The 25,374-nt window shown below is 68.1% G+C and carries 27 protein-coding genes; 11 read left to right on the plus strand and 16 right to left on the minus strand.

Features of this window, described 5'->3' with window-relative positions:
* Nucleotides 1–76 precede the first annotated feature (76 nt).
* Nucleotides 77–1,183, plus strand: coding sequence for a patatin-like phospholipase family protein (locus ACEU5R_RS27080; protein WP_392412863.1), 1,107 nt, complete (start codon nt 77–79; stop codon nt 1,181–1,183).
* Nucleotides 1,180–1,650: a barstar family protein gene (locus tag ACEU5R_RS27085; RefSeq protein WP_103275848.1), complete on the plus strand. Its 471-nt coding sequence runs from the start codon at nt 1,180–1,182 to the stop codon at nt 1,648–1,650. Before ACEU5R_RS27080 ends, ACEU5R_RS27085 begins: the two co-directional genes overlap by 4 nt.
* A 79-nt stretch (nt 1,651–1,729) precedes the next feature.
* Here the strand turns inward: ACEU5R_RS27085 and ACEU5R_RS27090 are convergent, their stop codons facing one another.
* Entirely contained in the window at nt 1,730–2,470 is a 741-nt protein-coding gene (locus ACEU5R_RS27090) for a 16S rRNA (uracil(1498)-N(3))-methyltransferase (RefSeq protein WP_392412836.1), read from the minus strand.
* 82 nt (nt 2,471–2,552) lie between these two features.
* Nucleotides 2,553–3,167, minus strand: a complete 615-nt coding sequence (locus ACEU5R_RS27095; RefSeq protein ID WP_392412838.1) for a hypothetical protein — start codon at nt 3,165–3,167, stop codon at nt 2,553–2,555.
* A gap of 228 nt (nt 3,168–3,395) precedes the next feature.
* Between ACEU5R_RS27095 and tkt the strand changes: the two genes are divergently transcribed.
* The 4 genes from tkt to ACEU5R_RS27115 all read left to right on the plus strand — a co-directional run bounded on the left by tkt (nt 3,396) and on the right by ACEU5R_RS27115 (nt 9,617).
* Entirely contained in the window at nt 3,396–5,432 is a 2,037-nt protein-coding gene (gene tkt, locus ACEU5R_RS27100; protein ID WP_392412840.1) for a transketolase, read from the plus strand.
* Between the two features lie 15 nt (nt 5,433–5,447).
* On the plus strand, nt 5,448–6,458 hold the full coding sequence (gap, locus tag ACEU5R_RS27105; protein ID WP_103275844.1) for a type I glyceraldehyde-3-phosphate dehydrogenase: 1,011 nt from the start codon (nt 5,448–5,450) through the stop codon (nt 6,456–6,458).
* 95 nt (nt 6,459–6,553) lie between these two features.
* Complete coding sequence (locus ACEU5R_RS27110; RefSeq protein ID WP_392412841.1) at nt 6,554–7,747, plus strand: phosphoglycerate kinase; 1,194 nt, start codon at nt 6,554–6,556, stop codon at nt 7,745–7,747.
* A 181-nt stretch (nt 7,748–7,928) separates the two neighbouring features.
* A complete protein-coding gene (locus ACEU5R_RS27115; protein WP_392412843.1) occupies nt 7,929–9,617 on the plus strand; it encodes a SulP family inorganic anion transporter in 1,689 nt (562 codons plus the stop codon).
* A gap of 96 nt (nt 9,618–9,713) precedes the next feature.
* Here ACEU5R_RS27115 and fabI read toward each other — a convergent pair whose 3' ends face one another.
* The 8 genes from fabI to ACEU5R_RS27155 all read right to left on the minus strand — a co-directional run bounded on the left by fabI (nt 9,714) and on the right by ACEU5R_RS27155 (nt 17,388).
* A complete protein-coding gene (gene fabI, locus ACEU5R_RS27120) occupies nt 9,714–10,487 on the minus strand; it encodes an enoyl-ACP reductase FabI (RefSeq protein ID WP_392412845.1) in 774 nt (257 codons plus the stop codon).
* On the minus strand, nt 10,484–11,668 hold the full coding sequence (locus ACEU5R_RS27125; RefSeq protein WP_392412846.1) for an acetate/propionate family kinase: 1,185 nt from the start codon (nt 11,666–11,668) through the stop codon (nt 10,484–10,486). The genes fabI and ACEU5R_RS27125 overlap by 4 nt, the downstream gene beginning before the upstream one ends.
* Nucleotides 11,669–11,722: 54 nt before the next feature.
* Nucleotides 11,723–12,667: a phosphate acetyltransferase gene (locus tag ACEU5R_RS27130; RefSeq protein WP_103275840.1), complete on the minus strand. Its 945-nt coding sequence runs from the start codon at nt 12,665–12,667 to the stop codon at nt 11,723–11,725.
* Nucleotides 12,664–15,153 carry a DUF3141 domain-containing protein gene (locus tag ACEU5R_RS27135; RefSeq protein ID WP_392412849.1) on the minus strand — a complete coding sequence of 830 codons (2,490 nt, stop codon included), beginning with the start codon at nt 15,151–15,153 and terminating at the stop codon, nt 12,664–12,666. Before ACEU5R_RS27135 ends, ACEU5R_RS27130 begins: the two co-directional genes overlap by 4 nt.
* 200 nt (nt 15,154–15,353) lie before the next feature.
* The gene (locus ACEU5R_RS27140; RefSeq protein WP_103275839.1) at nt 15,354–15,749 is read right to left on the minus strand and encodes a VOC family protein; all 396 of its coding nucleotides are present in this window, start codon (nt 15,747–15,749) and stop codon (nt 15,354–15,356) included.
* A gap of 18 nt (nt 15,750–15,767) precedes the next feature.
* Complete coding sequence (yfcF, locus tag ACEU5R_RS27145) at nt 15,768–16,406, minus strand: glutathione transferase (RefSeq protein WP_103275838.1); 639 nt, start codon at nt 16,404–16,406, stop codon at nt 15,768–15,770.
* 117 nt (nt 16,407–16,523) lie between these two features.
* A complete protein-coding gene (locus ACEU5R_RS27150) occupies nt 16,524–16,853 on the minus strand; it encodes a DHCW motif cupin fold protein (RefSeq protein WP_392412851.1) in 330 nt (109 codons plus the stop codon).
* 49 nt (nt 16,854–16,902) lie between these two features.
* On the minus strand, nt 16,903–17,388 hold the full coding sequence (locus tag ACEU5R_RS27155) for a GNAT family N-acetyltransferase (RefSeq protein WP_392412853.1): 486 nt from the start codon (nt 17,386–17,388) through the stop codon (nt 16,903–16,905).
* 262 nt (nt 17,389–17,650) lie between these two features.
* Here ACEU5R_RS27155 and ACEU5R_RS27160 point away from each other — a divergent pair, with 262 nt between their 5' ends.
* Both ACEU5R_RS27160 and ACEU5R_RS27165 read left to right on the plus strand, forming a co-directional pair.
* Complete coding sequence (locus tag ACEU5R_RS27160) at nt 17,651–18,586, plus strand: DnaJ C-terminal domain-containing protein (RefSeq protein ID WP_392412865.1); 936 nt, start codon at nt 17,651–17,653, stop codon at nt 18,584–18,586.
* Nucleotides 18,587–18,588: 2 nt separating this feature from the next.
* The gene (locus ACEU5R_RS27165; protein ID WP_392412854.1) at nt 18,589–18,906 is read left to right on the plus strand and encodes a chaperone modulator CbpM; all 318 of its coding nucleotides are present in this window, start codon (nt 18,589–18,591) and stop codon (nt 18,904–18,906) included.
* Between the two features lie 73 nt (nt 18,907–18,979).
* Here the strand turns inward: ACEU5R_RS27165 and ACEU5R_RS27170 are convergent, their stop codons facing one another.
* The 4 genes from ACEU5R_RS27170 to ACEU5R_RS27185 all read right to left on the minus strand — a co-directional run bounded on the left by ACEU5R_RS27170 (nt 18,980) and on the right by ACEU5R_RS27185 (nt 22,018).
* Nucleotides 18,980–19,405, minus strand: coding sequence for a type II toxin-antitoxin system VapC family toxin (locus tag ACEU5R_RS27170; protein WP_392412856.1), 426 nt, complete (start codon nt 19,403–19,405; stop codon nt 18,980–18,982).
* Nucleotides 19,402–19,677 (minus strand): hypothetical protein, encoded by a 276-nt coding sequence (locus ACEU5R_RS27175; protein ID WP_392412857.1) that lies wholly within the window; start codon nt 19,675–19,677, stop codon nt 19,402–19,404. The genes ACEU5R_RS27170 and ACEU5R_RS27175 overlap by 4 nt, the downstream gene beginning before the upstream one ends.
* 111 nt (nt 19,678–19,788) lie before the next feature.
* Nucleotides 19,789–20,445: a DsbA family protein gene (locus ACEU5R_RS27180; RefSeq protein ID WP_392412858.1), complete on the minus strand. Its 657-nt coding sequence runs from the start codon at nt 20,443–20,445 to the stop codon at nt 19,789–19,791.
* A gap of 97 nt (nt 20,446–20,542) precedes the next feature.
* On the minus strand, nt 20,543–22,018 hold the full coding sequence (locus tag ACEU5R_RS27185) for an inorganic phosphate transporter (protein ID WP_103275831.1): 1,476 nt from the start codon (nt 22,016–22,018) through the stop codon (nt 20,543–20,545).
* 191 nt (nt 22,019–22,209) lie between these two features.
* Between ACEU5R_RS27185 and mog the strand changes: the two genes are divergently transcribed.
* The 3 genes from mog (at nt 22,210) to ACEU5R_RS27200 (ending at nt 24,117) form a co-directional block, all read left to right on the plus strand.
* Nucleotides 22,210–22,842 carry a molybdopterin adenylyltransferase gene (mog, locus tag ACEU5R_RS27190; protein WP_103275830.1) on the plus strand — a complete coding sequence of 211 codons (633 nt, stop codon included), beginning with the start codon at nt 22,210–22,212 and terminating at the stop codon, nt 22,840–22,842.
* Between the two features lie 61 nt (nt 22,843–22,903).
* On the plus strand, nt 22,904–23,242 hold the full coding sequence (locus ACEU5R_RS27195; protein WP_103276624.1) for a hypothetical protein: 339 nt from the start codon (nt 22,904–22,906) through the stop codon (nt 23,240–23,242).
* Between the two features lie 2 nt (nt 23,243–23,244).
* The gene (locus tag ACEU5R_RS27200; RefSeq protein ID WP_392412860.1) at nt 23,245–24,117 is read left to right on the plus strand and encodes a peptidoglycan DD-metalloendopeptidase family protein; all 873 of its coding nucleotides are present in this window, start codon (nt 23,245–23,247) and stop codon (nt 24,115–24,117) included.
* A gap of 33 nt (nt 24,118–24,150) precedes the next feature.
* Here the strand turns inward: ACEU5R_RS27200 and ACEU5R_RS27205 are convergent, their stop codons facing one another.
* Both ACEU5R_RS27205 and infA read right to left on the minus strand, forming a co-directional pair.
* Nucleotides 24,151–24,471 (minus strand): hypothetical protein, encoded by a 321-nt coding sequence (locus ACEU5R_RS27205; RefSeq protein WP_103275828.1) that lies wholly within the window; start codon nt 24,469–24,471, stop codon nt 24,151–24,153.
* A 130-nt stretch (nt 24,472–24,601) separates the two neighbouring features.
* The gene (gene infA, locus ACEU5R_RS27210) at nt 24,602–24,868 is read right to left on the minus strand and encodes a translation initiation factor IF-1 (protein WP_103275827.1); all 267 of its coding nucleotides are present in this window, start codon (nt 24,866–24,868) and stop codon (nt 24,602–24,604) included.
* Nucleotides 24,869–25,374: the final 506 nt, after the last annotated feature.

The following is a 25,374-nucleotide window of genomic DNA, read 5'->3' on the forward strand; positions in this document are numbered from 1 at the left end:
TGATATCGCCGGTAGCCCGCCCCCCCCCCGGCCCCCCCCCCCCCCCCCCTACCAGGTCGGCGTGCTCAGCGCCATCATGGAGTTGCTGGATCCGGATTGGCACTCCCGTTTCCAGAATCCCTTCGACATCATCTGCGGCACCTCGGCGGGCGCCATCAACGCCGCCGCGCTGGCCTGCCGGGCCGACCGTCCGCACCTGGGCGTGCGGCGGGTGCGCCGCCTGTGGTCCTCGCTGAGCACCGACATGATCTACCGGGCCGACGCGCCAGGGCTGATCCGTACCGGCGTGCGCTGGCTGGGCCTGCTGTCGCTGGGCTGGATGTATTCCGGCCTGACGCGCAAGCGGCCCCAGTCGCTGCTGGACAACAGCCCCCTGCAAGCGCTGCTGGGTCGGGTGCTCGACTTCGGCAACCTGCAGTCCAACCTGGAGCGGGGCGCGCTCTCGGCGCTGGCCATCACGGCATCCGGCTATACCAGCGGCGAACACCTGACCTTCTATCAGGCGCACCGACCCATCGAGCCCTGGCATCGCTACCTGCGCCTGGCGATTCCCACGGACATCGGCATCGACCACCTGATGGCCTCGTCGGCCATTCCTTTCGTTTTCCCCGCGCGCCGCGTCGACGTCCATGGCAAGGGCGAGTGGTGCGGCGATGGCTCCATGCGCCAGCTCGCGCCCATCAGTCCGGCGATTCATCTGGGCGCGCATCGGGTGCTGGTGGTCGGCACCGGATTCCGCGACGAGACCCATCCGGAGAACCGCGAGGATACGCCGCCGTATCCGTCGCTGGCGCAGGTGGGCGGCCATGCGCTGTCCAGTATCTTTCTGGACGGCCTGTCGGCTGACGTCGAACGGCTGGAGCGCATCAACCAGTTGATGGAGCACGCCGTTCCGGACGGCCAGGACGGCGCCATGCGCCGGATCCGGGTCTTGAGCATCACGCCCAGCCAGTCGCTCGACCTGCTGGCGCTGGAGCACCTGGATGACATGCCGGCGCAGGCCCGTGCCCTTTTTCGCGTACTCGGTGTATCGTCCGATCCAGGCCGGCCCGGGGGCGGCGCGCTGATGTCGTATCTGCTATTCGAATCCAGCTACACCAGGCGATTGATAGAACTGGGTTATGCCGATACGATGCAGCGTAATCGCGAAGTTATCGCCTTTTTCGAGGAGGCACAGGCATGACGCGCAATGCCCAATCTACCTTGCAGCGCCAGTTGCGGCGCGGCGGCGCCTTGCCCCATGACGAGGGGCTGGACAAGAAGGCCGTGGTAGATGCCGCGCATGAGCTTGGCCTGGCGCTGTTCGTGGCGAATTGCGATCCGGCGCGCAGCCGCTCGGCCGTGCTGCGCGCCATCGTCAAGGCGGTGGATTTCCCCGAATATTTCGGCGGCAACCTGGACGCGCTCTACGATTGCCTGTGCGATACCGTCCTGGATCACAAGGTCGGCGTGGTGCTGTGGCTGTACCGGCTGCATTCCGGCGATCCCGCCCTGGAAGAGGACGCCGCCCGGATCGAGGCCGTCTGCGCCGACGCGGCCGAGTTCGCCCACGAGAATGGCCGCATCTTTGCGTATGTGGTCGAGCATGCGGGCCGTCATCCCGATCCCGAACCGGGCGTCGCCGCTGCGCCCTACGGCGACAACGAATAAGACTGAAGGAAGGCCGCTCCGGGCTAGCGGGCGCCGATGTCGGCGCCGATATTGCCCTGCCCGCCGGGCAGGGCCGGTGTCACCAACCGAGCAGGGCTGCCGCGGCGGCGATCAGCGCCAGGCCAGCCGTTTCCGTGCGCAGCACCCGGGGGCCGAACCTGACTGACTGCACGCCCGCCGCCCGCGCCTGATCGAGTTCCTTGTCGGACCAGCCGCCCTCGGGACCCACCAGCAAGGTCAGCGCTGGCGTGCCATCCTGATTTCGCAGGGCGGCCAGGGCGCCCGCCAGGTCGTCGTCGGCATCCGGATGGCACAGCAGCCGTAGGCCCTCGGCCGGCTGCTCCAGCCATTGCGCCAGCGTTTGCGGCGCGTCCACGTTCATGAGGCGATTGCGGCCGCATTGCTCACTGGCCGATTGGGCGATGCGTTGCCAGTGGGCCACCCGCTTTTCCAGCCGGGGGCCGGTCAGTTGCAGCACGCTGCGTTGGGCCGCCACCGGGACGACGCGGACCGCGCCCAGCTCCACGGCTTTTTCGATCACCCAGTCCATCTTGTCGCCCGAAGGCAGGCCCTGGACCAGGGTGATGCGGCCGGCTGGCTCCGCTTCCCTGGGGTTGAACGGCCCCAATTGGGCGTATCCCGTCTTGCCTTCCGTTTCCAGCACGGCCGGATACTCGCCGCCCTTGCCGTCGAACAGGACGATGGCTTCGCCAGCGCGCAGGCGCAGCACGCGCAATGCGTGATGGGCCAGGGCGTCGGGCAGGGCGATCCGGGCGCCGGGGGCTAGGGGGACATCGCAGAAGAAGCGAGGGTCGGACATGAATGTTGCAAAATGGCGTGACGGGAGCAGGGGCTTGCGGCGCGGATGCCGGCGCCATGCTGCGGGTCAGTGCAGGCAAGCCCTATTTGAGCGCGTAGCCTACCACTTTGGCGCCCCATTCCAGGAAGAGCGGGGCGTTTGGCGCCAGCTGCAGCGCGCTCAGGGCCAGGAAGCCTATGGTCATCTTCTTGTCCAGGCGCAGCACGTGGGAGCGTAGTTCGGCCAAGTCGGCGTGGGTGGCGAAGCGCTTGAGTTCCTCGCGGTTGGGCAGTTGGGCGATCTGCTCGCGCAGCTCGTGGTGCACCTGCTGGAATTCCGCGCGGGACCTTTCCAGTTTGGCGTTTGATTCTTCACGGCTTTTCTCGAACCTGGCGTCTGATTCTTCACGGCCCTTCTCAAACCTGGCATTTGATTCTTCACGGTTCTTCTCGAACCTGGCATTTGATTCTTCACGGTTCTTCTCGAACCTGGCGTTGGATTCTTCCTGGAATTTTTGCAGTCTCGCGGCCGTTTCTGCGCTGGCGCGCTGCAACCTGGCTTCGGCATCCGCCAGGATCTTCGCGGCCAGCTCGGCTTCGCCGCGAACCTGGGCCTCGTCAAGCGCCTGGCTGATCGCGATCGCGGGCGCTTCGCCCAGCGCGTTGCGCAAGGCGACGAAGCCCTTGGCGGGAAGCGTGATATTGAGCATGGCGATCATCGTAGCGAGATCCGGAAGGTGACAGGCGTTGCCATATTGAATGTCGGACCCGATCCCCGCAATTGCGGGAACTACGTTGTTTCTGACAGGGGTGAAAACGGCGCTCCGCCTCGCCCTTCCGGCCGATGGGCGGGGGGAAATCCCCAGGTGCTAAAATCTTTTGCTTCGCAACCTACTTAACTGGCCCCTATTTCGCGATGGGTCGGCCAGCATCAAAGAGCCTTTCGAATGAGCAATCCGACCGCCCCTAAACTTGCCTTGGCGGATGCCATCCGCGCCCTCGCGATGGATGCCGTGCAACAAGCGAATTCCGGGCATCCGGGCGCTCCGATGGGCATGGCGGAAATCGCCCAGGCCCTGTGGGCCGGCAACCTGCGCCACAATCCCAAGGATCCCGCCTGGGCCAACCGCGACCGCTTCGTGCTGTCCAATGGCCACGGCTCCATGCTGATCTACGCCCTGCTGCACCTGACGGGCTACGATCTGCCGATCGAAGAGCTGAAGAACTTCCGCCAGCTGCACTCCAAGACGCCGGGCCATCCCGAAGTGGGCATCACCCCGGGCGTGGAAACCACCACCGGCCCGCTGGGCCAGGGCCTGGGCAACGCGGTCGGCATGGCGCTGGCCGAGGCGCTGCTGGCGGCCGAGTTCAACAAGCCCGGCCACACCATCGTCGACCACCACACCTACGCCTTCACCGGCGACGGCTGCCTGATGGAAGGCATCTCGCACGAAGTCTGCTCGCTGGCCGGCACGCTGAAGCTGGGCAAGCTGGTCGTGCTGTATGACGACAACGGCATCTCCATCGACGGTCACGTCGAGCACTGGTTCGCCGACGACACCGCCAAGCGCTTCGAAGGCTACGGCTGGAACGTGATCCGCGGCATCGACGGCCACGACGTCGCTGCGGTGGACGCCGCCATCAAGCAGGCCCGCTCGCAATCGGCCAAGCCGACGCTGATCGTCTGCCGCACCGTCATCGGCAAGGGCTCGCCCAACATGGCCGGCACCCACAATGTGCACGGCGCCCCGCTGGGCAAGGACGAAATCGCCGCCACCCGCGCCGCGCTGGGCTGGTCGGCCGAGCCGTTCCAGATCCCGCAAGCCATCTACGACGGCTGGGACGGCCGCAAGCAGGGCGCCGCCGCCCAGGCCGAATGGCAATCGGCGTTCGACGCCTATGCCGCCGAATTCCCCGCCGAGGCCGCTGAATTCAAGCGCCGCATGAAGGGCGAGCTGCCTGCCGGTTACGCCGAACAGTTCAAGGCGTTCCTGGACGCCACGCTGGAAAAGGCCGAAACCGTCGCCACCCGCAAGGCCTCGCAGTTCGCCATCACGGCCCTGGCCCCGCTGCTGCCGGAAATGCTGGGCGGCTCGGCCGACCTGACCGGCTCGAACTTCACCGACTGGAAGGGCGTCGCCGCCGTCCGCGCCGGCGAACAGGGCATCCAGTTCGGCCGCCACATCAATTACGGCGTGCGCGAATTCGGCATGGCCGCCATCATGAACGGCGTGGCGCTGCACGGCGGCTACCTGCCGTTCGGCGGCACCTTCCTGACCTTCTCCGACTACTCGCGCAATGCCATCCGCATGGCCGCGCTGATGAAGCAGCGCGTGGTGCACGTGTTCACGCACGACTCCATCGGCCTGGGCGAGGACGGTCCGACTCACCAGTCGATCGAGCACGCCGCCAGCCTGCGCCTGATCCCCAACCTGTCGCTCTGGCGTCCCTGCGACACGGCCGAGACCGCCGTGGCCTGGAACGCCGCCGTGACGCGTCCGACCAGCATCGGCATGGATGTGCATGACGGCGGCCCGACCGCGCTGCTGCTGTCGCGCCAGAACCTGCCCTTCGTGCAGCGCGATGCCGCCACCGTGGCCGCCATCGCCCGCGGCGGCTATGTGCTGCGCGACGCCGACGGCGCCCGCGCCGTCATCATCGCCACCGGCTCGGAAGTCGCCATCGCGCTGGACGCGCAGGCCCAGCTGGCCAAGGACGGCATCGCCGTGCGCGTGGTCTCCATGCCCAGCACCGACGTGTTCGACAAGCAGGACGCCGCCTGGAAGCAGTCCGTGCTGCCCAAGGGCCTGCCGCGCGTGGCCGTCGAGGCCGGCGTGACCGCCTTCTGGCACAAGTACGTGGGCCTGGAAGGCGCCGTGGTCGGCATCGACCGCTACGGCGAATCCGCCCCGGCCGGCGCGCTGTTCAAGTTCTTCGGGCTGACCGCCGACAAGGTGGCCGAGACCGTCAAGCAAGTTCTGTAAAAAAGGAGCCTAGTCATGACCATTCGCGTCGCCATCAACGGTTACGGTCGCATCGGCCGCAACATCCTGCGTGCCCACTACGAAGGTGGCAAGAAGCACGATATCGAAATCGTCGCCATCAACGACCTGGGCGATCCCAAGACCAACGCCCACCTGACCCGCTACGACACCGCCCACGGCAAGTTCCCGGGCACCGTCGAAGTCGACGGCGACTACATGGTGGTCAATGGCGACAAGATCCGCGTGCTGGCCAACCGCAATCCGGCCGAGCTGCCCTGGGGCGAGCTGAAGGTCGACGTGGTGCTGGAGTGCACGGGCTTCTTCACGACCAAGGAAAAGGCCGGCGCGCACATCAAGGGCGGCGCCAAGAAGGTCATCATCTCGGCCCCCGGCGGCAAGGACGTCGACGCCACTGTCGTCTACGGCGTCAACCACGGCGTGCTGAAGGCCACCGACACCGTCATCTCGAACGCGTCGTGCACCACCAACTGCCTGGCCCCGTTGGTCAAGCCGCTGAACGACAAGCTGGGCCTGGAAAACGGCCTGATGACCACGGTCCACGCCTACACCAACGACCAGGTCCTGACCGACGTCTACCACGAAGACCTGCGCCGCGCCCGTTCAGCCACCATGAGCATGATCCCGACCAAGACCGGCGCCGCCGCCGCGGTCGGCCTGGTGCTGCCGGAACTGAACGGCAAGCTGGACGGCTACGCCATCCGCGTCCCGACCATCAACGTGTCCATCGTCGACCTGTCCTTCGTGGCCAAGCGCGACACGACCGTCGAAGAAGTGAACAGCATCCTGAAGGCCGCCTCCGAAGGCGAGCTGAAGGGCATCCTGGACTACAACACCGAGCCCCTGGTTTCGGTGGACTACAACCACAACCCGGCCTCCAGCACCGTCGACGCGTCGCTGACCAAGGTCTCGGGCCGTCTGGTCAAGGTCTCGTCCTGGTACGACAACGAGTGGGGCTTCTCGAACCGCATGCTCGACACCACCGTCGCGCTGATGTCGGCCAAGTAAGCATCGCTGTCGGATCGAAGGGGACGAACGGGTTTTCCGCCACGGCGGAAAGCGGGTTCGTCCCCTTTGTTCGCCAACTCTAGGAAGCAAAGCATATGCCCAAGGTACAAACCCTGTCCGCGCTGGCCAAGGCCGGCGCCCTGTCCGGCAAGCGCGTGTTCATCCGCGCCGACCTGAACGTGCCGTTCGACGACGCCGGTCGCATTTCCGAAGACACCCGCATCCGCGCCTCCGTGCCCGGCATCCGCCTGGCCCTGGACGCCGGCGCGGCCGTGATGGTCACGTCCCACCTGGGCCGCCCGAAAGAGGGCGTGCTGACCGAGGCCGATTCGCTGGCCAAGGTCGGCCAGCGCCTGTCCGAGCTGCTGGGCATGCCCGTGCCGCTGGTGCAGAACTGGGTTGACGGCGTCAAGGTCGACGCCGGCCAGGTCGTGCTGCTGGAAAACTGCCGCGTCAACGTCGGCGAGAAGAAGGACGACGAGGCGCTGGCCAGGAAGATGGCCGCGTTGTGCGACGTCTACGTCAACGACGCCTTCGGCACGGCGCACCGCGCCGAGGCCACCACGCACGGCATCGCCCGCTTCGCGCCGGTGGCCTGCGCCGGTCCGCTGCTGGAAGCCGAGCTGGACGCGCTGGGCCGCGCCTTGCATGAGCCCAAGCGTCCGCTGGTCGCCATCGTCGGCGGCTCCAAGGTCTCGACCAAGCTGTCCATCCTGCAATCGCTGGCCGACAAGGTCGACCAGCTGGTGGTGGGCGGCGGCATCGCCAACACCTTCATGCTGGCCGCCGGACTGTCGATCGGCAAGTCGCTGGCCGAGCCCGACCAGGTCGATCAGGCCCGCGCCGTGATCGAGCTGATGAAGCAGCGCGGCGCCGACGTGCCGATCCCGGTGGACGTGGTCTGCGCCAAGTCCTTCGGCGCCGACGCCGAGGCCACCGTCAAGGCGGCCGAGGACGTGGCCGACGACGACATGATCCTGGACATCGGTCCGCAGACCGCGGCGCAGCTGGCCGAGATCCTGAAGCAGGCCGGCACCATCGTCTGGAACGGCCCGGTCGGCGTGTTCGAGTTCGACCAGTTCGCCTATGGCACCGAAGTGGTGGCCCGCGCCATCGCCGGCTCGGAGGGCTTCTCGATCGCCGGCGGCGGCGACACGCTGGCCGCCATCGCCAAGTACGGCATCGGCGAGCAGGTGGGCTACATCTCCACCGGCGGCGGCGCTTTCCTGGAGTTCCTGGAAGGCAAGACCCTGCCGGCCGTGGCCGTGCTGGAAGCCCGCGCCGCCTGAGTTCCTGGTTGACGCATCCGGCCGGAACGCCGGTTCCGCCTTGCGGCGGGACCGGCGTTTTTCCTTGTGCCAGCCGCCTTTCCGGCGGGATCGGGTGCCCTTATCGTTGATCTGGCGCCACCGCCGGAGGTCCGCCTTGGTGTAGGCTTGGCGGTCCCGCCGATGTTACTTTCACCGCCTCATGAACCTGCGCTTTTTTCCTGGCCTGAACCACCTGCGCGGCCTGACCCGTGACGCCGCCCGCCGCGATGTGATGGCCGGGTTGAGCGTGGCCGCCGTGGCGCTGCCCGTGGGCCTGGCCTATGCCGCCATGATGGGCGTGCCGCCGGTGGCCGGCCTGTGGGCGGCCATCGCCGGCATGCTCGGCTATGCCGTGTTCGGATCGTCGCGCACATTGATCGTGGGGCCCGACACCGCCACCTGCACCCTGATCGCCGCCACGCTGACCGGCATGGCGCTGACCGATCCGCAGGACCGGCTGGTGGCGGCCACCGGCATCGCGCTGACCGTGGGCGTGGGCTGCCTGATCGCGCGGGTGCTGCGGCTGGGCGTATTGGCCAACCTGCTGTCGCGGCCCGTGCTGATCGGCTATATGGCGGGCGTGGCGATCACGCTGGCGCTATCGCAGCTCAGCGGCCTGACCGGCGTGGGCCTGCGCAACAGCGGCTTGATCCATCCCTTCCTGGAACTGTCGCGCCGCCTGCCGGAAATCCGCATCCCGACGCTGGCGCTGGGGCTGGGTTCCTGCCTGCTGCTGATCGCCGTCAAGCGCTGGCGGCCCAACTGGCCCGGTCCCATCCTGCTGGTGGTGGGCGCCTGCGCGGCGTCCTGGGCCTTCGATTTTCCCGGCATGGGCATTGCCGTGGTGGGCGAGGTGCCGGCCGGCCTGCCGGCGCTCAGCCTGCCGGTGCGCCTGGACGGCGTGGATGACATGCTGCTGGGCGCGGCCGGCGTGCTGGTGGTGAGTTTTTCCAGCGGCATCGTCACCGCCCGCAGCTTCGCGGCCCGCAGCGGCGAGCATATCGATCCGAACCGCGAACTGGTCGGCTTCGGCGCGGCCAACGTGGCCGCCGGACTGTTCCAGGGCTTTGTCGTGACGGGCGCCGATTCGCGCACGGCCGTGGGACTGGTGGCGGGCGGCTCGTCGCCGCTGGTCAGCATCAGCGCGGCGGCGGCGCTGGCCGTGGTCGTGGGCCTGCTCAGCGGGCCGCTTTACTGGCTGCCGCAGGCCGTTCTGTCGGCCATCCTGCTGCTGGCGGCGGCCAGCCTGTTCGACGGGCACGCCTTCATGCGGCTGGCCCGCATTTCCCGCGTCGAGCTGGCGTTCGGCGTGTTGGCCGCCGTGGGCGTGGTGGGCTTCGGCGTGCTGCAGGGCGTGGCAGTGTCGGTGGGCGCCACGCTGCTGTACGCCATGTATGTGTCGGGCAACCCGCGCGATGCGCTGCTGGGCCGCCAGCCCGGCGAGTCGGTGCTGGGCAAGTTGCACCTGAATCCGGAGGCGCAGCCCGTGCCCGGTACGGTCATCTGGCTGTTCGAATCGCCCGTGTGGTTCTTCAACGCCGACACGTTCCGGCGGCGCGCGCGCGAGATCATGGACCAGGCCGGCGACGTGCAATGGTTCGTGCTGGACGCCGAGGCCATGACCCAGGCCGACGCCGACGCGGTCGAGGCGCTGTACGAGCTCAAGCGCGAGCTGGACGCGCGCGGCATGACCCTGTTGGTGGCGGGCGGGCACGGCCAGTTCCGCACCGCGCTGGAGCGCTCGGGCCTGGTGAAGAAGATCGGCCGGGACAAGATCTTCGGCAGCCCGGAACAGGCGGTGGACGCCATCGAGCGCTGGCGCCAGCCGGCGCCGGACACGCTGGCCTAGCAGAGAGACGGATGGACGTTCGCGAGCGTCGGGTCCGTCGCTTGCGAACGCCTGGCGTGCGTGCCCGCATGCGGGCGCATTGGCGGGATCAGCGCACTAGTCGATGATGTGATAACCGCCGTCGATATACAGCGTCTGCCCCGTCATGCGGCGCGCGGCGTCGGTGGCCAGCCAGGCCGTGGCCTCGCCCACGTCGTCGATGGATACCAGGCTGCGCGCCGGCGCCTTGGCCTGGGCGCGGTCCAGCAGCGTGTCGAACTCGGCGATGCCCGAGGCCGCGCGGGTCTTGAGCGGCCCCGGCGAAATCGCATGCACGCGGATGCCCTGCGGCCCCAGTTCGGCGGCCAGATAGCGGGTGGCCGATTCCAGCGCGGCCTTTACCGGCCCCATCATGTTGTAGTGCTCGACCACCATCTGCGAGCCGTAATAGCTCATGCAGAACAGCGTGCCGCCATTCTTCATCAGCGGCTCGGCCAGCTTGGCCATGCGGATGAAGGACCAGCAGGACACGTCCATGGCCTGCAGGAAGCCGGCGCGCGAGCAGTCGGTGACGCGGCCGTGCAGGTCCTCGCGCGGCGCGAAGGCGATGGAATGCAGCACGAAGTCCAGCGCGCCCCATTCGCGCTCCAGGCGCTCGAACACCGCTTCCAGTTCGCCTTCGTGCAGCAGGTTCAGCGGCATCAGCATGTCGGCCCGCACCTGCTCGGCCAGCGGCTGGACGTGGGGCAGGGCCTTGTCGTTCAGGTAGGTCACGGCCAGTTCGGCGCCCATGGCGTGAAAGGCCTTGGCGCAGCCCCAGGCGATGGAGTCGGCATTGGCGATGCCGGTGACCAGGCCGCGCTTGCCGGCCAGCGGTAGCGGTGCGTTCATCGTTGTTTCACCAGTGCGAGTGTGTGCTGGGCAATGATCAGCTCCTCGTTGGTGCGGACCACGTACACGCCGATGCGACTGTCGTCGCTGGAGATGCGGGGCCCATGGTGGGCGTTGCGTTCGGGATCGAGCTTGATGCCCAGCCAGCCCCAATGCTCGCTGATGGCCTGGCGGATGGCGGGGGAATTCTCGCCCACGCCGGCGGTGAAGACGATGGCGTCGATGCCGTTCATGGCGCAACCCAGGCCGGCCATGCCCTCGGCCACGCGCCAGGCGAAGTAGGACAGGGCCAGTTTCGCGCCGGGCGCGTCGCTGGCCAGCAGCTCGCGCATGTCGTTGCCGATGCCGGACAGGCCCTTCATGCCGCAGTCGTGATAGAGCAGGTGCTCGATCTCGTCATGGCTCATGCCGCGTTCCATCATCCACAGCACCACGCCGGGGTCCAGCCGGCCCGGCCGCGTGCCCATGGGCAGGCCCTCGAGCGCGGTGAAGCCCATGGTGCTGTCCACGCTCCTGCCCTGGTGGATGGCGCAGGCCGACACGCCCGAGCCCAGGTGGGCGGCGACGATCTTGCCCATCGCGACCTCGGGCAGCGCGCGCTGCAGGCGCTGGGCGATGTACTCGTAGGACAGGCCATGGAAGCCGTAGCGCCGCACGCCCTGCTGGTACAGCGAGTCGGGCAGGGCGTAGCGGTCGGCCACCTCGGAATGGCTGCGATGGAAGGCGGTGTCGAAGCAGGCGACCTGGGGAATCCAGGGGCGGCGCTCGCGGATCACGCGGATGGGCGCCAGGTTGTTGGGCTGGTGCAGCGGAGCCAGCGGGGTGTAGGCATCCAGCCGCGCCAGGATGTCGTCATCGATCAGTACCGGCTCGGACAGCTCGGGGCCGCCGTGCACCACGCGATGGCCCACGGCCAGCGGCGCGCCGCCCAGGTGGCCGCTGAGCCAGGTGCCCACGACCTCCTGGCCATTGGGCACGTCGGGCGCGTGGCTGGGGGCGATGTCGCGTTCGACCAGCGTCTGGCCGGCGGCGTCGCGCACCCGCAGGCGCGGGTGCGTGGTGCCGATGCCTTCGAGCTGGCCGCCCAGGCGCGGCGCCAGCTCCTCCTTGCCGTCGATGTCGTAGAGGTAGAACTTGATGCTGGAACTGCCTGCGTTGATGACGAGGATGGTGTCGGACATGGAGTGGGGAAATCCGTTGCGGTGGGCGAGGGATGAAACCGGATCCGGCCGGTCTCAGGCCAGCGGGCGGGCCTGTTGCTGGGCCAAGTGGTGCGAGTAGATCGCCGCCACCGCCGCCGAGGCCAGGCGCGAGCGCGGGCTGTCCGCGCGGCTGGTCAGGATGATGGGCACGCGCGCGCCCAGCACGATGCCGGCGGCCTCGGCATTGGCCAGGAAGGTGAGGTTCTTGGCCAGCATGTTGCCGGCCTCCAGGTCCGGCACCACCAGCACCTGGGCCACGCCCGCCACGTGCGAGCGTATGCCCTTGATGCGGGCCGCGTCCGGGCTGATGGCGTTGTCCAGCGCCAGCGGGCCGTCCAGCAGGCCGCCGGCGATCTGGCCGCGGTCGGCCATCTTGCACAGCGCGGCCGCCTCAATGGTGCTGGGAATGCTGGGCGTGACCTGTTCCACCGCCGACAGGATGGCCACGCGCGGCTCGCCCAGGCCCAGCCCGTGATGCAGGTCGATCACGTTGCGGATGATGTCGGCCTTGGTTTCCAGGTCGGGGAAGATGTTGATCGCCGCGTCGGTGATGAACAGCGGTTCCGGGTAGGTGGGCACTTCCATGATGAACACATGGCTGATGCGGCGGCTGCTGCGCAGCCCGGTGTTGCGTGCGACGACCTCGTGCATGAGTTCGTCGGTGTGCAGGCTGCCCTTCATCAGCAGGCTGGCCTCGCCGGCGCGCACCAGCGCCACGGCGGTCTCGGCGGCCGCGTGGCTGTGCGGCGCGTCGACGATGCGCGCGTCGCCCAGGTTCAGGCGGAATTGCGCGGCGGTGTCGCGGATCTTGCGTTCCGGTCCGACCAGGATGGGGTGCAGCAGGCCCAGGTCGCGCGCTTCCAGCGCGGCCGACAGCGACGGTTCGTCGCAGGGGTGGGCGATGGCGCAGGGCGCGGCCGACAGCGTCTGGGCGCGGGCGATGAGCTTGTCGTAATGCGTGGAGGACGGCAGGTTCATTGCGGCTTGGTCTTGTTGTTGGCGGGTTTGCGGGGGGCGGCCGATTTGGCGGCGGTTGGGGTTGTGGTCTTCGATGCGGTTTTGGTTGCAGCCTTCGTGGAGGCCTTCGCGCTTGTTCCGGCGGCCAGGGCCGTCACGGCGCGGGTGCGCCTGGCGGCCTGCTTCGCGGCCACTCCGGCGGGCTCGATGGCGGGATCGGCCACGGCGGCCTTGACGCGCTGGCGCGCCGGCGCGGCGGTCTTGCGCGCGGCCGCGACCTTGCGTGGCGCGGCGGCATTGCGCGGCGCGGCGCCGTCGCGGCCGTGATGCTCGGCGCGGCGCGCGGCCGCCTCGAAGATGTGCTCCATTTCGTCCAGGCTTTCGCGCGCCGCCGCGCTCAGTGGCTCGGCGGCTTCCAGCACCCGCTTCATCTCGTCCAGCGCGGTGCGGATGGCGGCGGGAGTTTCGCCCTCCAGCAGGCGCGGCATGGCCTGGATGGCGGCGGGCGCGTCCAGCGTCAACATCAGCGCCTGGTCGCGGGTCAGGTCCTTGAATTCCTGCAGCGTGATGGTGTTGTTTGATTCGGCGCGCATTTTGCGGATCAGCGCGAAACTGCGTTCGTCCAGGCCACCCTCGGCGCCGGCCACGTACAGCAGCATGCGCACGGCGGCCACGAGCAGCCCGCCTTCCTGCAGCTGCGAGCGCAGCTCGGCGGCGCGGGCCGCCATGAAGTCGCGGTGTTCGGGCGATACGCCGGGATGGCGGCGCGGCAGGCCGTCCTGTGCGCCCAGGCCGGCCAGGTCCTGCACCACCGGCGAACCGTAGATGCTCATGAAGCTGCGTTCGGCGGCGGAGTCGCGCAATTCCTGCCAGATGTTCAGGCTGGTCTCGATCCAGTTCGACACCATTTCCTGGGCCATCAGGAATGGATTGGCGGACGAGGCGGGCTGGCGGTGCTCGCGCACCTGCTCGGCCACGCGGGCGATTGGCGCGACCAGCGGGTTGCGGTCGGAAATCAGCTCATAGGGCAGGCGCAACGGGTGCAGGCGCTGCAGCCATTCGGCCGACTGCGGCGTCACGGTGGCGCGCAGCCAGGGCTGGACGAAGCTGCGGTACATGCCCAGGTTGATGTCCGAGATTCGGGCCACCGCGGCGAAACGGCGGTCATCGTCTTCCTTGCGGTCGACGATGGCGCGCACGTCGTCCAGGTGGCGTTCCTCGAACGACAGTACATAGTTGCCCTGGGCCAGGTCGGCGTTGGGCGTGTCCGGCGTCTTGTCGGCGATCTCGGCCTGGTAGATGCCAGGAGGCAGCACATCGATCATGTCGATGTTGGATGTGAATTCCTGGTGTTCCTTGCGCGCCACGCTGCCGGACACGAAGATACCCAGGTGGCCGATGCTCTCGTGCACGGCGTAGACGATGGTCTGGCCATGGGCCAGCACTTCGGCGTCGTCCTGATAAAGGTCTGGGATCCAGCCCAGCGCCTGCGGCGGCGGCGTGATGTTGTCGCCCTTGGAGCAGAACACCACGATGGGCGACCGGATGTTGCGCAGGTCGATGCGGATGCCGTCGGACGTGACCAGCCCGGCCGTGGCCAGGCGGTTGCCCACGAATAGCTTGTCCACGATGTATTGGATCTCGGTGCCGTTCAGGAACACATGGCCGCCCCACCATTTCTCGAAGCTCAGGTAGCGCTCCGCCTCGGTGTCGACCTTGGAGTACAGGTTGTACTGCTTGCTCCAGAGCGTGTTGGCCGGGTTCAGGTTCTCGAAGTTCTGCACCAGCCAGGCGCCGTCGAACTTGCCGTTGCCGATGTCGCTGGTGAGCGCGGTGAGCCAGCTGCCGCCCAGCAGGCCGCCGGAATAGCGCATGGGATTCATGCCGCGCCAGCCCGCCCAGTAGGACAGCGGCGCGCCGGCCACGATGATGGGACCGAACAGCTCGGGACGCACGGCGGCGGTCATCATGATCTGCCAGCCGGCCTGGCAATTGGCCACCACCACGGGCTTGCCTTCCGCGTCGGGATGGCGGGCGATGATCTCTTCCAGGAAGCGCGCCTCGGCCTGGATCACGTCCTCGACCGTTTGGGTCGGCATGGGCTGGGGCAGGAAGGTGGCGAAGTAGCAGGCATGCCCTGCGCGCAGCGCCACGCCGATCTCGCTTTCCGGCTTGAAGCCGCCGATGCCGGGGCCGTGGCCGGCGCGCGGGTCGACCACCAGGAAGGGGCGCTTGATCGGGTCGGTTTCGACGCCCTGGGGCGGCGTGATGCGTAGCAGGCCGTAGTTGACCGGGCGGGGGAATTCGCGGCCGTCCAGCACCAGCTCATATTCCATGCTCAGCACGTTGGGGGCGCGCTTGGCCATGTGCTGGTGGTATTGGTTGCCGCGCTGGCGCATCACGTCGGCGTAGAGGACGCCTCGTTGCCAGGCGTCCACGGCGTATTCGTAGGCGGCCGTCCATGGGTTGGACGGGGCGGGGTCGCGATCCTTGCCGGGTTCGGCCATGGCGATCTCCTGAGTATGCGGGTGGCTTTCCGGCATGGACGCACGCCGGACCGATTCCAGAGTGGAACCGACTGACTTGACCTCCCCATTACACCGCAATCGATGTTGCGTCGCAACATGGGTGGGTTTGATGCAGGTCAAACCTCGGTGGACTATGTGTCCCTTCTTAACGTTCCAGGCGGATCTGCGCGCCCCGAGCGTCACTCAGGGTCGTGGCAGACGGCCTCGATGCGATTGCCGCAGGGGTCGAGCAGGAAGGCGGCGTAGTAATGCGGGTGGTAGTGCGGGCGCAGGCCGGGCGCGCCGTCATCGCGGCCGCCATGCGCCAGGCCGGCGGCATGGAAGCGGTCCACGGCGCTTCTGCTGGGCGCCTTGAAGCACCAATGGCGGCGCGCGTCGCTGCCGGCCTGCGGGGATGCGAAGACCGACAGATAGGTGTGTCCGGCGTCGCCCGCGCGGCAGCGTTCGCCGTAGCCCAGGGCGTCCTCGCGGTCATAGACCTTGGACGCGCCCAGCGCGTCCATCACCGCGTCATAGAACGGGCGCGCTTCGTCCAGTCGCGGGACGGTGATGGAGATGTGATCGAGCAGCAGCATCGCGGCGCGTCGCTGGCGTCAGCGTCGGGCGGCCGCGTTGTGATCCAGCCATTTGCGCAGGCTGGGGCGTTGCCACTGCGCCTCGGCATAGGCGCGCAGTGTGTCGGGCAGCAGATCGTCCAGCCACAGGCGGCGCAGCGCGGTGGCCAGGTCGGCGTCGGCGATGCTCCAGGCGTCGAACAGCGTGGCCTGGCCAGCGCCGATGAGCGCGCTGCTGACATGGATCAGCTTGGCCGCGGCCGCGTGGCCATCGTCGGACAGGGGCTGGCCGGGCTGGTCCCAGAACACGGTTTCGGTCGGGCGCTCCTGGCGCAGGGCGCCCAGGTCGCTGCGCAGCCATGCCTGCAACTGGCGCGCGCGGGCGCGGGCCTGGGGGGCCTCGGGATACAGCGCCAGATGATCGGGCGCCGGATAGAGCTGTTCCAGGTATTCGGCGATGGCCGTGGATTCGGTCAGGTGGAAATCGCCATGGGTCAGGGCGGGCACGCGGGACGTGAGGGACCGGCTCTGGAAGGGCACCATGCGCTGCTCGCCCGCCGACAGGTCGATGGGGCGCACTTCGAAGGCCAGTTTTTTCTCGGTCAGCGCGACATAGGCCGACATGGCGTAGGGGCTGAGAAACTGGGAATCGACGAATAGCGTGAAAGGGGCGCCCAATTGAGGTCTCCGGTCAGGCGGTTGCTGGATGAGATGGAAAAGCCCTGGGCCGCGCCGCCGTGGCGGTGCGGCCCTACAGCGTAACGCAATTGAAATTTCGCGTGTCGCGCGGGCGCCTCAGTCGACGATGAACAGGCGCGCGCCGGTGGGCGTGGATGAGCGGTGGGGCTCGGCCTGGTCCGCCACCTGGTAGCTCATGCCGGGCGTCAGCACGAAGCGGCGGCCATCCTCCAGCTCGGTGTGCAGCTCGCCGTCCAGGCAGAAGAGGATATGGCCCTTGCTGCACCAGTGGTCCGCCAGGTAGCCGGGGGAATACTCCACCATGCGCACGCGCACATTGTCGAACTGGCGCGTGCGCCAGTAGGCGACGCCGGTTTTGCCGGGATGTTCGGTACGTTCGACCTCGTTCCAGTCGGTGGTGCCGAAGGGGATGTTGCTCATCTTCATGATCGATCCTGCCCCGCGGTCGCGCGGGTGGTGGTTGCAAATTGGGGATTCAGGCGGCCAGCTTCTTCTGCCAGAACAGGGCACGGCCGGTGTGCTCGTCCAGCGCGTAGCCTTCGTAGCCCTGCTTGCGGTACAGGCCCTGCGCCACGGCGTTGCCTTCCAGCACTTCCAGCGTGATCTTGCAGCAGCCCATCGCGCGGCCGCGTTGCTCCAGCGCGGACAGCAGCGCCTTGCCCACGCCCTGGCCCTGGAAGCGGGGCGAGACGCCCAGATCGTGCAGGTTCAGCAGCGGACGGCAGGCAAAGGTGGAAAAGCCCTCGAGATAGATGGCCACGCCGGCCGGCTCGCCATCCACGCGGGCCAGCAGCGCGCGCGCCGTGGGGCGGCGGGCCAGTTCCGGGATCAGGTCGCGGTGGACATGGGCCGGCAGGGGCGTGTTGCCGCCCATGGGGCCGCTGGCGTATTCGTCGAGCATGGCCAGCACCTGGCGGCCATGCTCCGGGTTGTTGAAATCGACGTCGATGATTTCCAGCATGATGGGGTTCCTGCGTTTGCGCCTTGGCGCATGGGCTCCTGGCCGCCTGCAAGCGGCCGGTCCCGTTCTGGTTGCGCCGCCCTCGTCGGACGGCGCGCCGGGGCCAGCATGCCTGGCAAGCGGCCACGTCCGCAATTATGGCGCGGTTGCCGACCGTCTGCGCCCACGCATTGAAAAAACGGCGCGCAACCCCTATCTTCTATCCATTGGATGGCCGATTCCGGCGCGGCTGGCGGCTGCAACCCTTTCAATGGGCTGGGACATGGAGTTCAAGGACTACTACGGCATACTCGGCGTGGAGCGCGGCGCCTCGGACGACGAGATCCGTCGGTCCTACCGCAAGCTCGCCCGCAAATATCATCCCGACGTCAGCAAGGAAAGCGACGCCGAGGCCCGCATGCGCGACGTCAACGAGGCCTATGACGTGCTGCGCGACCAGGAAAAGCGCCAGGCCTATGACAACCTGGCGGCCGGCGTGTCACCGGATGGCGGCTTCCAGCCGCCGCCCGGCTGGGACGAGGGTTTCGAGTTCCACCGGGGGGCGGCGCCCGGCGACGAGGCGCAATTCAGCGAGTTCTTCTCGTCCCTGTTCGGCGGGGCGCGGCGGCATGCGCCGCAGCAGGACTTCCGCGCGCGCGGCGAAGACCACCATGCGGCGATCGAGGTGGACCTGGAGGACGCGCTGCATGGCGCCACCCGCGACATCAGCCTGCGCTCGATGCGCATGGACGATCAAGGCCGACCGCAGATGAGCACGCGCACCTTGAGCGTGCGCATTCCGGCGGGCGTGCGCGAAGGCCAGTACATCCGCCTGGGCGGGCAGGGCATGCCGGGCTACGGCGGCGGCGAGAACGGCGACCTGTATCTCGAAGTGCGCTTCAAGCCGCATGCGCGCTATCGCGCCGAGGGCCGCGACCTGTACATGTCCTTGCCCGTGGCGCCTTGGGAAGCGGCCCTGGGCGCGCAGGTCGAGGCGCCCACGCCCGGGGGCGCGGTGGAAGTGTCCATCCCCGCGGGGTCGGCCAATGGCCGCAAGCTGCGGCTGCGCGGCCGAGGCATACCTGGCGATCCGCCTGGCGACCTGTATCTGGTGTTGGAACTGGCGCTGCCGCCGGCCGACACCGAGGCCGCCAAGCAGGCCTATCGCAAGATGCAGCAGGATCTGCCCTTCAACCCGCGCCGGCACCTGGGAGCCTGAACATGAAGAAAGTCGTCATCGCCAGCGCCACCGTGGTGGGCAAGTCGCAGCCACTGGACGCGAACGAGCTGGCGCACGCCTGCGGCGCCGAAGTGGAGTGGGTGGCCCGCCTGGTGGAAGTGGGCATCGTCAGCGCCGCCGGCGACCGCCGGGAAGAATGGCGGTTTCATAGCCTGGATCTGCGGCGCGCCCGCGAGGCCCGCCGGCTGGAACGTGATTTCGACGCCGGGCTGGATGCCGTGGCGCTGATCCTGGATCTGAGCCAGGAAGTGCGCAGGCTGAAGGCGCAACTGCGTGCGCTGGGGGGCGACGCGGAGTAGGCGCCGGGCAAGGACCTGACTTGCTCGCAAGTCAGGTGGTCCACCGAGGCGACGCATGCGGTGTGTGGCGGCTTCAGTCGGATGAGCAGGGGTTCAGCAACGGCGCGCCGAGCGGCGTGAAGTCGGCCACATTGCGCGTGACGACGATCATGCCATGTACCAGTGCCGTCGCCGCGATCAGCGCATCCCGTTCGGAGCGCCGGTCCGGCACATGCAGGGCGGCGCAGTGCCGCGCGATCTTGACGTATATCGGCAATACCTGGGCGGCGAAAGTGCGCATCACTCGGCCGTTCATCCAGGCGCGCAGCACGATGCCTTGTCGTGGATCCTTGCGTTCCGCGCGTTGAATCCCGATTTCGAGTTCCATGACGGTGATGGCGGACAGGAACAAGGCAGACGTGTCCACATTGGCTATCCATGCAGAAACCTTGGCGTTGGCCTGGCCGGCGCCTGCCTTGCGAGGTTCGGAAACGACATTGGTGTCGAGCACGTACCTCATTGGTCGGAGGATGGCTGGAACACGAGTTCCAGACGGGGCGGATCGAATTCGATGTTTTCGATGCCGGGCATGGCCAATGCCTGGGTGATGGTTTGCCGCCGTGGCGCCTGGCCAGACAGCGTCTCTGAGTGTGACTGGGCATGCAGGTGGCCGGCCTGTTGCCCGGAGAGGCTAACCCGGCGTTGCGGCTGAAGGCGGTGCCGGCCGGTCATGCCGGTATTGACCGAAGGAGGGTTGCCCCGAAGGGGGTTCGAATAGGCGGCGTGGGTCATGGTGGCATCTCCAGGCCTCGGAAATCGAGGCATGGACGCCACCTTACCGCTGCCCGTCGACCTCGCCCATTCGTAGAAGCCGAAGTGACTGGCGCATCTCGCCGGCGCGGCTCAGCCCGCGCCCTTGATCCGCTCGCGCAGCTCGGCCTGCCACTGCGCCGGCCGGCCCAGGTAGCGGCCCGGCTCCAGCAAGGTGTAGCCGCCCTTGCGCTCCAGGGCTAGGGTCGGAAAGCCCGAGCCGCCGATCTGCGACAGCAGCCGGCGGCTTTGCGCGATGTGATCAAGCGTGGCGGCGCCGGCGGCGTCGGCCTGGGCGGCCGCATAGGCGTCGGCGTCCAGGCCGATCTCGGCCGCCAGCTCCCGCAGCACGGCGGGATCGGCGATGCGCCGCCCTTCGACGTAATGGGCGCGCTGGATGCGCTTGAGCAGGTCCAGTCCGCGACCGGCCAGGTTCTCGGCGGCCAGGATGGCGGAGGTGGGCGGTTCGGAGTCGAACACGGCGCCGCCGTCGCGCAGCAGGCCATCGAAATAATCGGCGCCGAACGGCTGGCCGCTCAGGCCCGCGATGCGCTCGTCATGCGGCATGACGTAGCGCCGCAACGCGTCGGTGACGGGCTGGCGGTTGCTGCCGGCCATCATGCCGCCGCCGTGGAGGGCGATGGCCAGGCCGGGCACGGCGCGGGCGGCTTCCACCAGCGGCGCGGCGCCGTAGCACCAGCCACACAGCGGGTCGTAGATGTAGTGGAGGATGGGAGAGGATGCGTTCATGGCGTCATGTTAGGCGCCGGACGCGGCGGCAGATAGCCCGGCGCGGTAGCCAGACTGTTGCGCCGGCCGCGCGGATGTTCCGCGCGGCCGCGATGCCTTATCCCGCGATGCGCACGCCGACCCAGAACAGGCCGGCGGCCAGCAGCATCGAGGCGGGCAGGGTCAGCACCCAGGCCAGCAGGATGTTGCGCACGGTGCCACCCTGCAGGCCGCTCTTGTTCGCGATCATGGTGCCGGCGATGCCCGAGGACAGCACGTGCGTGGTCGACACCGGCAGGCTGAAGACGTTGGCCAGGCCGATGGCGCCCATGGCGGTCACCTGCGCCGACATGCCCTGCGCGTAGGTCATGCCCTGCTTGCCGATCTTCTCGCCCACGGTCAGCACCACGCGGCGCCAGCCGACCATGGTGCCTGCGCCCAGCGCCAGCGCCACCGCGACGATCACCCAGAAGGGCGCGTATTCGGTGGTGGCGGTCAGGTCGGTGCGCAGGCGTTGCAGGTCGGCGCGTTCGCGGGCCGGCAGTTCCTTCAGGCGCGCGACCTTCTTGGCCGTGTCGTCCAGGCAAAGCAGATAGCGGCGCACGTCGATGCGCTTGGCGGCTGGCAGGTCGCCGTAATGGCTCACGCCCTGCAGGTCGGCCTGCAGCGCGGCGATGGTGGGCAGCGTCAGTTCGGGATCGCAGCGGAAGCTGGGCGGCAGGTCCGATGCGCCGCCGCCGCGCTTGAGCGCCAGGTAGTCGCCCAGCGTGGCCTCGTTGCGGTGGTAGAACGCGCTAAGGTGCGTGGCGGCGTCGCGGGTGCGCTCGATCTGGTAGGTGGTGCTGTTGGTGTCCAGCACGAAATTGGCGGGCACGATGCCGATCAGCACCAGCATGATCAGGCCAATGCCCTTCTGGCCATCGTTCGAGCCGTGCACGAAGCTCACGCCCATCGCCGACAGCACCAGCACCAGGCGGTTCCAGAACGGCGGGTGCTTCTTGTTGTCCAGTTCGCGCCGTTGCTCGGGCGTCTTGTGCATCTTCGACAGCGGTAGCCAGCGCTTGAGCGCCAGCAGCAGGCCGCCCGCGATCAGGAAGCCCGCCACCGGCGAGACCACCAGCGACAGGCCGATATCGATGGCCTTGCCCCAGTTGACGCCGTCGCCCAGTGGCAGGTCGGTGATCAGCGCATTGGCCAGGCCCACGCCCAGGATGGAGCCGATCAGCGTGTGCGAGCTGGAGGCGGGGATGCCGAAGTACCAGGTACCCAGGTTCCAGGCGATGGCGGCGGCCAGCATGGCGAACACCATGGCCAGGCCGCGTCCGGTATCCACGTTGATCAGCAGCTCGACCGGCAGCAGGTGGACGATGGCATAGGCCACGCCCACGCCGCCCAGCAGCACGCCGAGAAAATTGAAGATCCCCGACAGCACCACCGCCAGGTGCGGCGGCATGGCCTTGGTGTAGATCACCGTGGCGACGGCGTTGGCCGTGTCATGGAAGCCGTTGATGAATTCGAAGGCCAGGACGAAGGTCAGGGCCAGCACGAGGCTGAGGCCGACCCAGAGGTCTAGGCCATGGAAGAGGTCGAACATGGAGGCGGGGGCAGGTTCCGGCGAAGGTGCCGATTATTGCAGATTTGTGACCTGTCCCCGATGAGTCCGGACAAGCTCCCGGCATGGCGCCGGCCCGGGGCGGAAGAATGCGATAGCATCCGGGTTTCGGCGCCGCCCGTGGATACGCGCGGCTAGCCGCCGCCAGTTCTTCCATTACTCGCCATCCCGCCATGAACGCCTCCGCCCGCCTAGTCCGCAGCCACCCCGACGAATTGCTCATCGGCCTGGTATCCGTGTCCGATCGCGCCTCCGCGGGCGCCTACCAGGACCAGGGCCTGCCCGCGCTGCGGGAATGGCTGGGAACGGCGCTGGCCTCGCCCTGGCAGGCGGTGGACCGGCTGATTCCGGATGAGCGCGAGGGGATCACCCGGACGCTGATCGAACTGGTCGACGATTGCGGCTGCGACCTGGTGCTGACCACGGGCGGCACCGGCCCGGCCCGCCGCGACGTGACGCCCGAGGCCACCCTGGACGCCGGCACTCGCGAAATGCCTGGGTTTGGCGAGCAGATGCGCCAGATCAGCCTGCGTTTCGTGCCCACCGCAATCCTGTCGCGCCAGGTCGCGGTGATCAGGGAGACGACCGAGCATGCGGCGTTGATCGTCAACCTGCCGGGCCAGCCCAAGTCCATACGCGAAACCCTGGAGGGGCTGAAGGGCGATGACGGCGCCACCCTGGTGCCGGGCGTGTTCGCCGCCATTCCGTATTGCATCGATCTGATCGGCGGTCCCTACGCCGAGACCCGGCCCGAGGTGATCGCCGCCTTCCGCCCGAAATCGGCGCGCCGCGCGCAGCAGGCCTGAGCGGCCGCTGCGGTATAGTTTTTGACTTGCCGATCAACCCCGTTTTGAGATGCCCGCCGACATGAAGGTCCGCCTCGCCCTGTCCCTTACCGTTCTCGCCGCGCTGTCGGCCTGCGCCAACGTCAAGGACGTGCGCAGCCGCGATCCTGTCTTCTATGGCTCCACCCAACGCAGCGCCGAGGATTACACCGCCTGCGTGGCCAGCGCCTGGAAGGCGCAGGGCATCAAGTTCGAGCAGAAGGCCGTGCGCAACGGTTTCGAGCTGGTCCAAAGCGACAGCCTGGGCGTGGAGGCGGTGCTGACCACTACGCACTGGAAGGGCAAGACCGAGACCCGCCTGTCCACCCGCATCAATCGCCGCGATCAGAGCATGATCGAGCCGGCCAACCTGTGTCTGTGATCATGACGGGCACGCGCCGCGACGTGCTGTGGCTGGGCGTGGCCGCGGCGGCGTTGTTCGCCGCCGGGCCGCTGCGCGCGCAGCAACAGCAGGGTTTCATTTCCCGCAAGCTCAACGCTCCGGTTCCCGGTGGCGTGGCCGTGCTGGCGCTGGGCGATGGCCCGGCGGCGCCGGAGGTCACGTTCCTGGAGCGGCGCGCGCTGGTCGTGCGCGAGGAAGGGCGTCAGTGGATCGCCGTGGTGGGCATTCCCCTGTCGGTCAAGGCGGGCGAGCAGCGTGTGTCCATCCGCGATGCCAAGGGCGCGCGCGAACTTGCCTTCACGGTGCGGCCCAAGGAATACGCCGCGCAGCGCATCACGCTGAAGAACCCGCGCCAGGTCAATCCCAGCGACGAGGACATGAAGCGCATCGAGCGTGAAATGGCCGAGCAGAGCGCGGCCAACCGAAGCTATCGCGCCGGCGTGACGCCCAGCAACCTCATCCTGGACCGTCCGGTGCCGGGCGGCCGCCTGTCGAGCCCCTTCGGCCTGCGGCGCATCTTCAACGGCGAAGAGCGCAATCCGCATTCCGGGCTGGATTTCGCCGTGCCTGCCGGCACGCCGATCAAGGCGCCGGCCGCTGGCGTGGTGACGCTGGTGGGGGATTATTTCTTCAACGGCAAGACTGTGTTCCTGGACCACGGCCAGGGCATGGTCAGCATGTTCTGCCACATGTCGGCGATCGACGTGAAGGTGGGGGACGAGGTGCCGCGCGGCGGGGTGGTGGGCAAGGTGGGCGCCACGGGCCGCGCCACGGGGCCGCACCTGCACTGGAACGTCAGCCTGAACGATGCGCGGGTCGATCCCGCGATCTTCATCGGCGCCTTCAAGCCCTGATTGTCGCCGCGCAGGCGCGCGGCGGCCGGGCGCTCAACCGGCCAGCGCGGATTCGGTCGGGTCTGGCTGGGCCGAGGGGTGCTGCAGCGCGATCCGGTGCAGCGCGTACTGGTGCATGCGTTCGGCGTAGAGCATCTGTTCGTGGAGCTGCAGCAGTTCGGCTTCCTGTTCGTCCAGGCAGTTGTCGAACTTGATCTTGGCGTCGGCGTAGGTCAGCCCGGTGTTGCGCAGGCTGTTGATGAAAGCCTCGCGCGACTGGCTGAGCAGGCGCAAGCCATTTTCGCCCCTGGCGAATTTCCTGCGCGCGCGGTCAAGCTGATCGGCGGCGGCTTGCAACTCTTGGTTCAGGTCCATCTTGCTTCATGCGTGTGCCGCCGGCAGGGCGCGGGCGGGAATGCGGCATTTTTCCATGAACCGCCGCATCCTGCATTACGGCACGGCGCCGGCCGGGGTTAAGCGGCCGCGCCATCCGTCATTGCGCGCCTTAGCGGCGATGCGCGGGCGGGCGGCTGGTGGGGGCGGGACCGCGCTCGTCCTTGTGACGGAAATTGATGCGGCCCTTGGTCAGGTCGTAGGGGGACATTTCCAGCGTGACGCGATCGCCGGCCAGGATGCGGATGCGGTGCTTGCGGATACGGCCCGACGCGTAGGCGCCGACTTCGATGCCGTTGTCCAGCTTCACGCGGTAGCGGCTGTCGGGCAGTACTTCGTCAACGATGCCGTCCAGTTCGATGAGTTCTTCTTTTGCCATGGTCTACTCCTTGATCATTGCGCGGCGCCATGCGGGCGGCATGGCATGCCGCGTGAGCGGCGACGCGTGCCGGAGGCGGTAAGCCGGGTCCGGCGGTTGGAACGCAAAACGTCCGGGCAGGCGCGGGTAAGGGCCACGGCATCCCGAGTGGATGTCTGAAATGACGGATACCTGCGCCGCGAGGCGCTGGGGTGCGCGCGATGCGCGGCTTGGTCGCAGCCGGGCGCTGTGCGCGAGGCTGGAAGAAGCGTGGGAACGGTTGCCCAAGCCTTGAGGCAAGAGACGCTCGCTCAGGAAAACCAGCCAGGACGCTCGTGGTGCGATGCGGCGTCGAAGTCAGGTTTTTGCGGAAAATCACCGGCTTATGTTAACGCAACGCGCCTTCTTTAGCCAGTTTTTATCCGGCTGATAGCCGCGATAGTAGTAATTGAACGACGCGTTTGGGCGAGGCGCCCGCGTCCGCCAACGGATGCGGCGCGGGGGCCCCGCCCCCCCGCCCGCTTAAC

The sequence above is a fragment of the Achromobacter sp. 413638 genome (genome assembly GCF_043119405.1).
GTDB lineage: Bacteria > Pseudomonadota > Gammaproteobacteria > Burkholderiales > Burkholderiaceae_B > Achromobacter.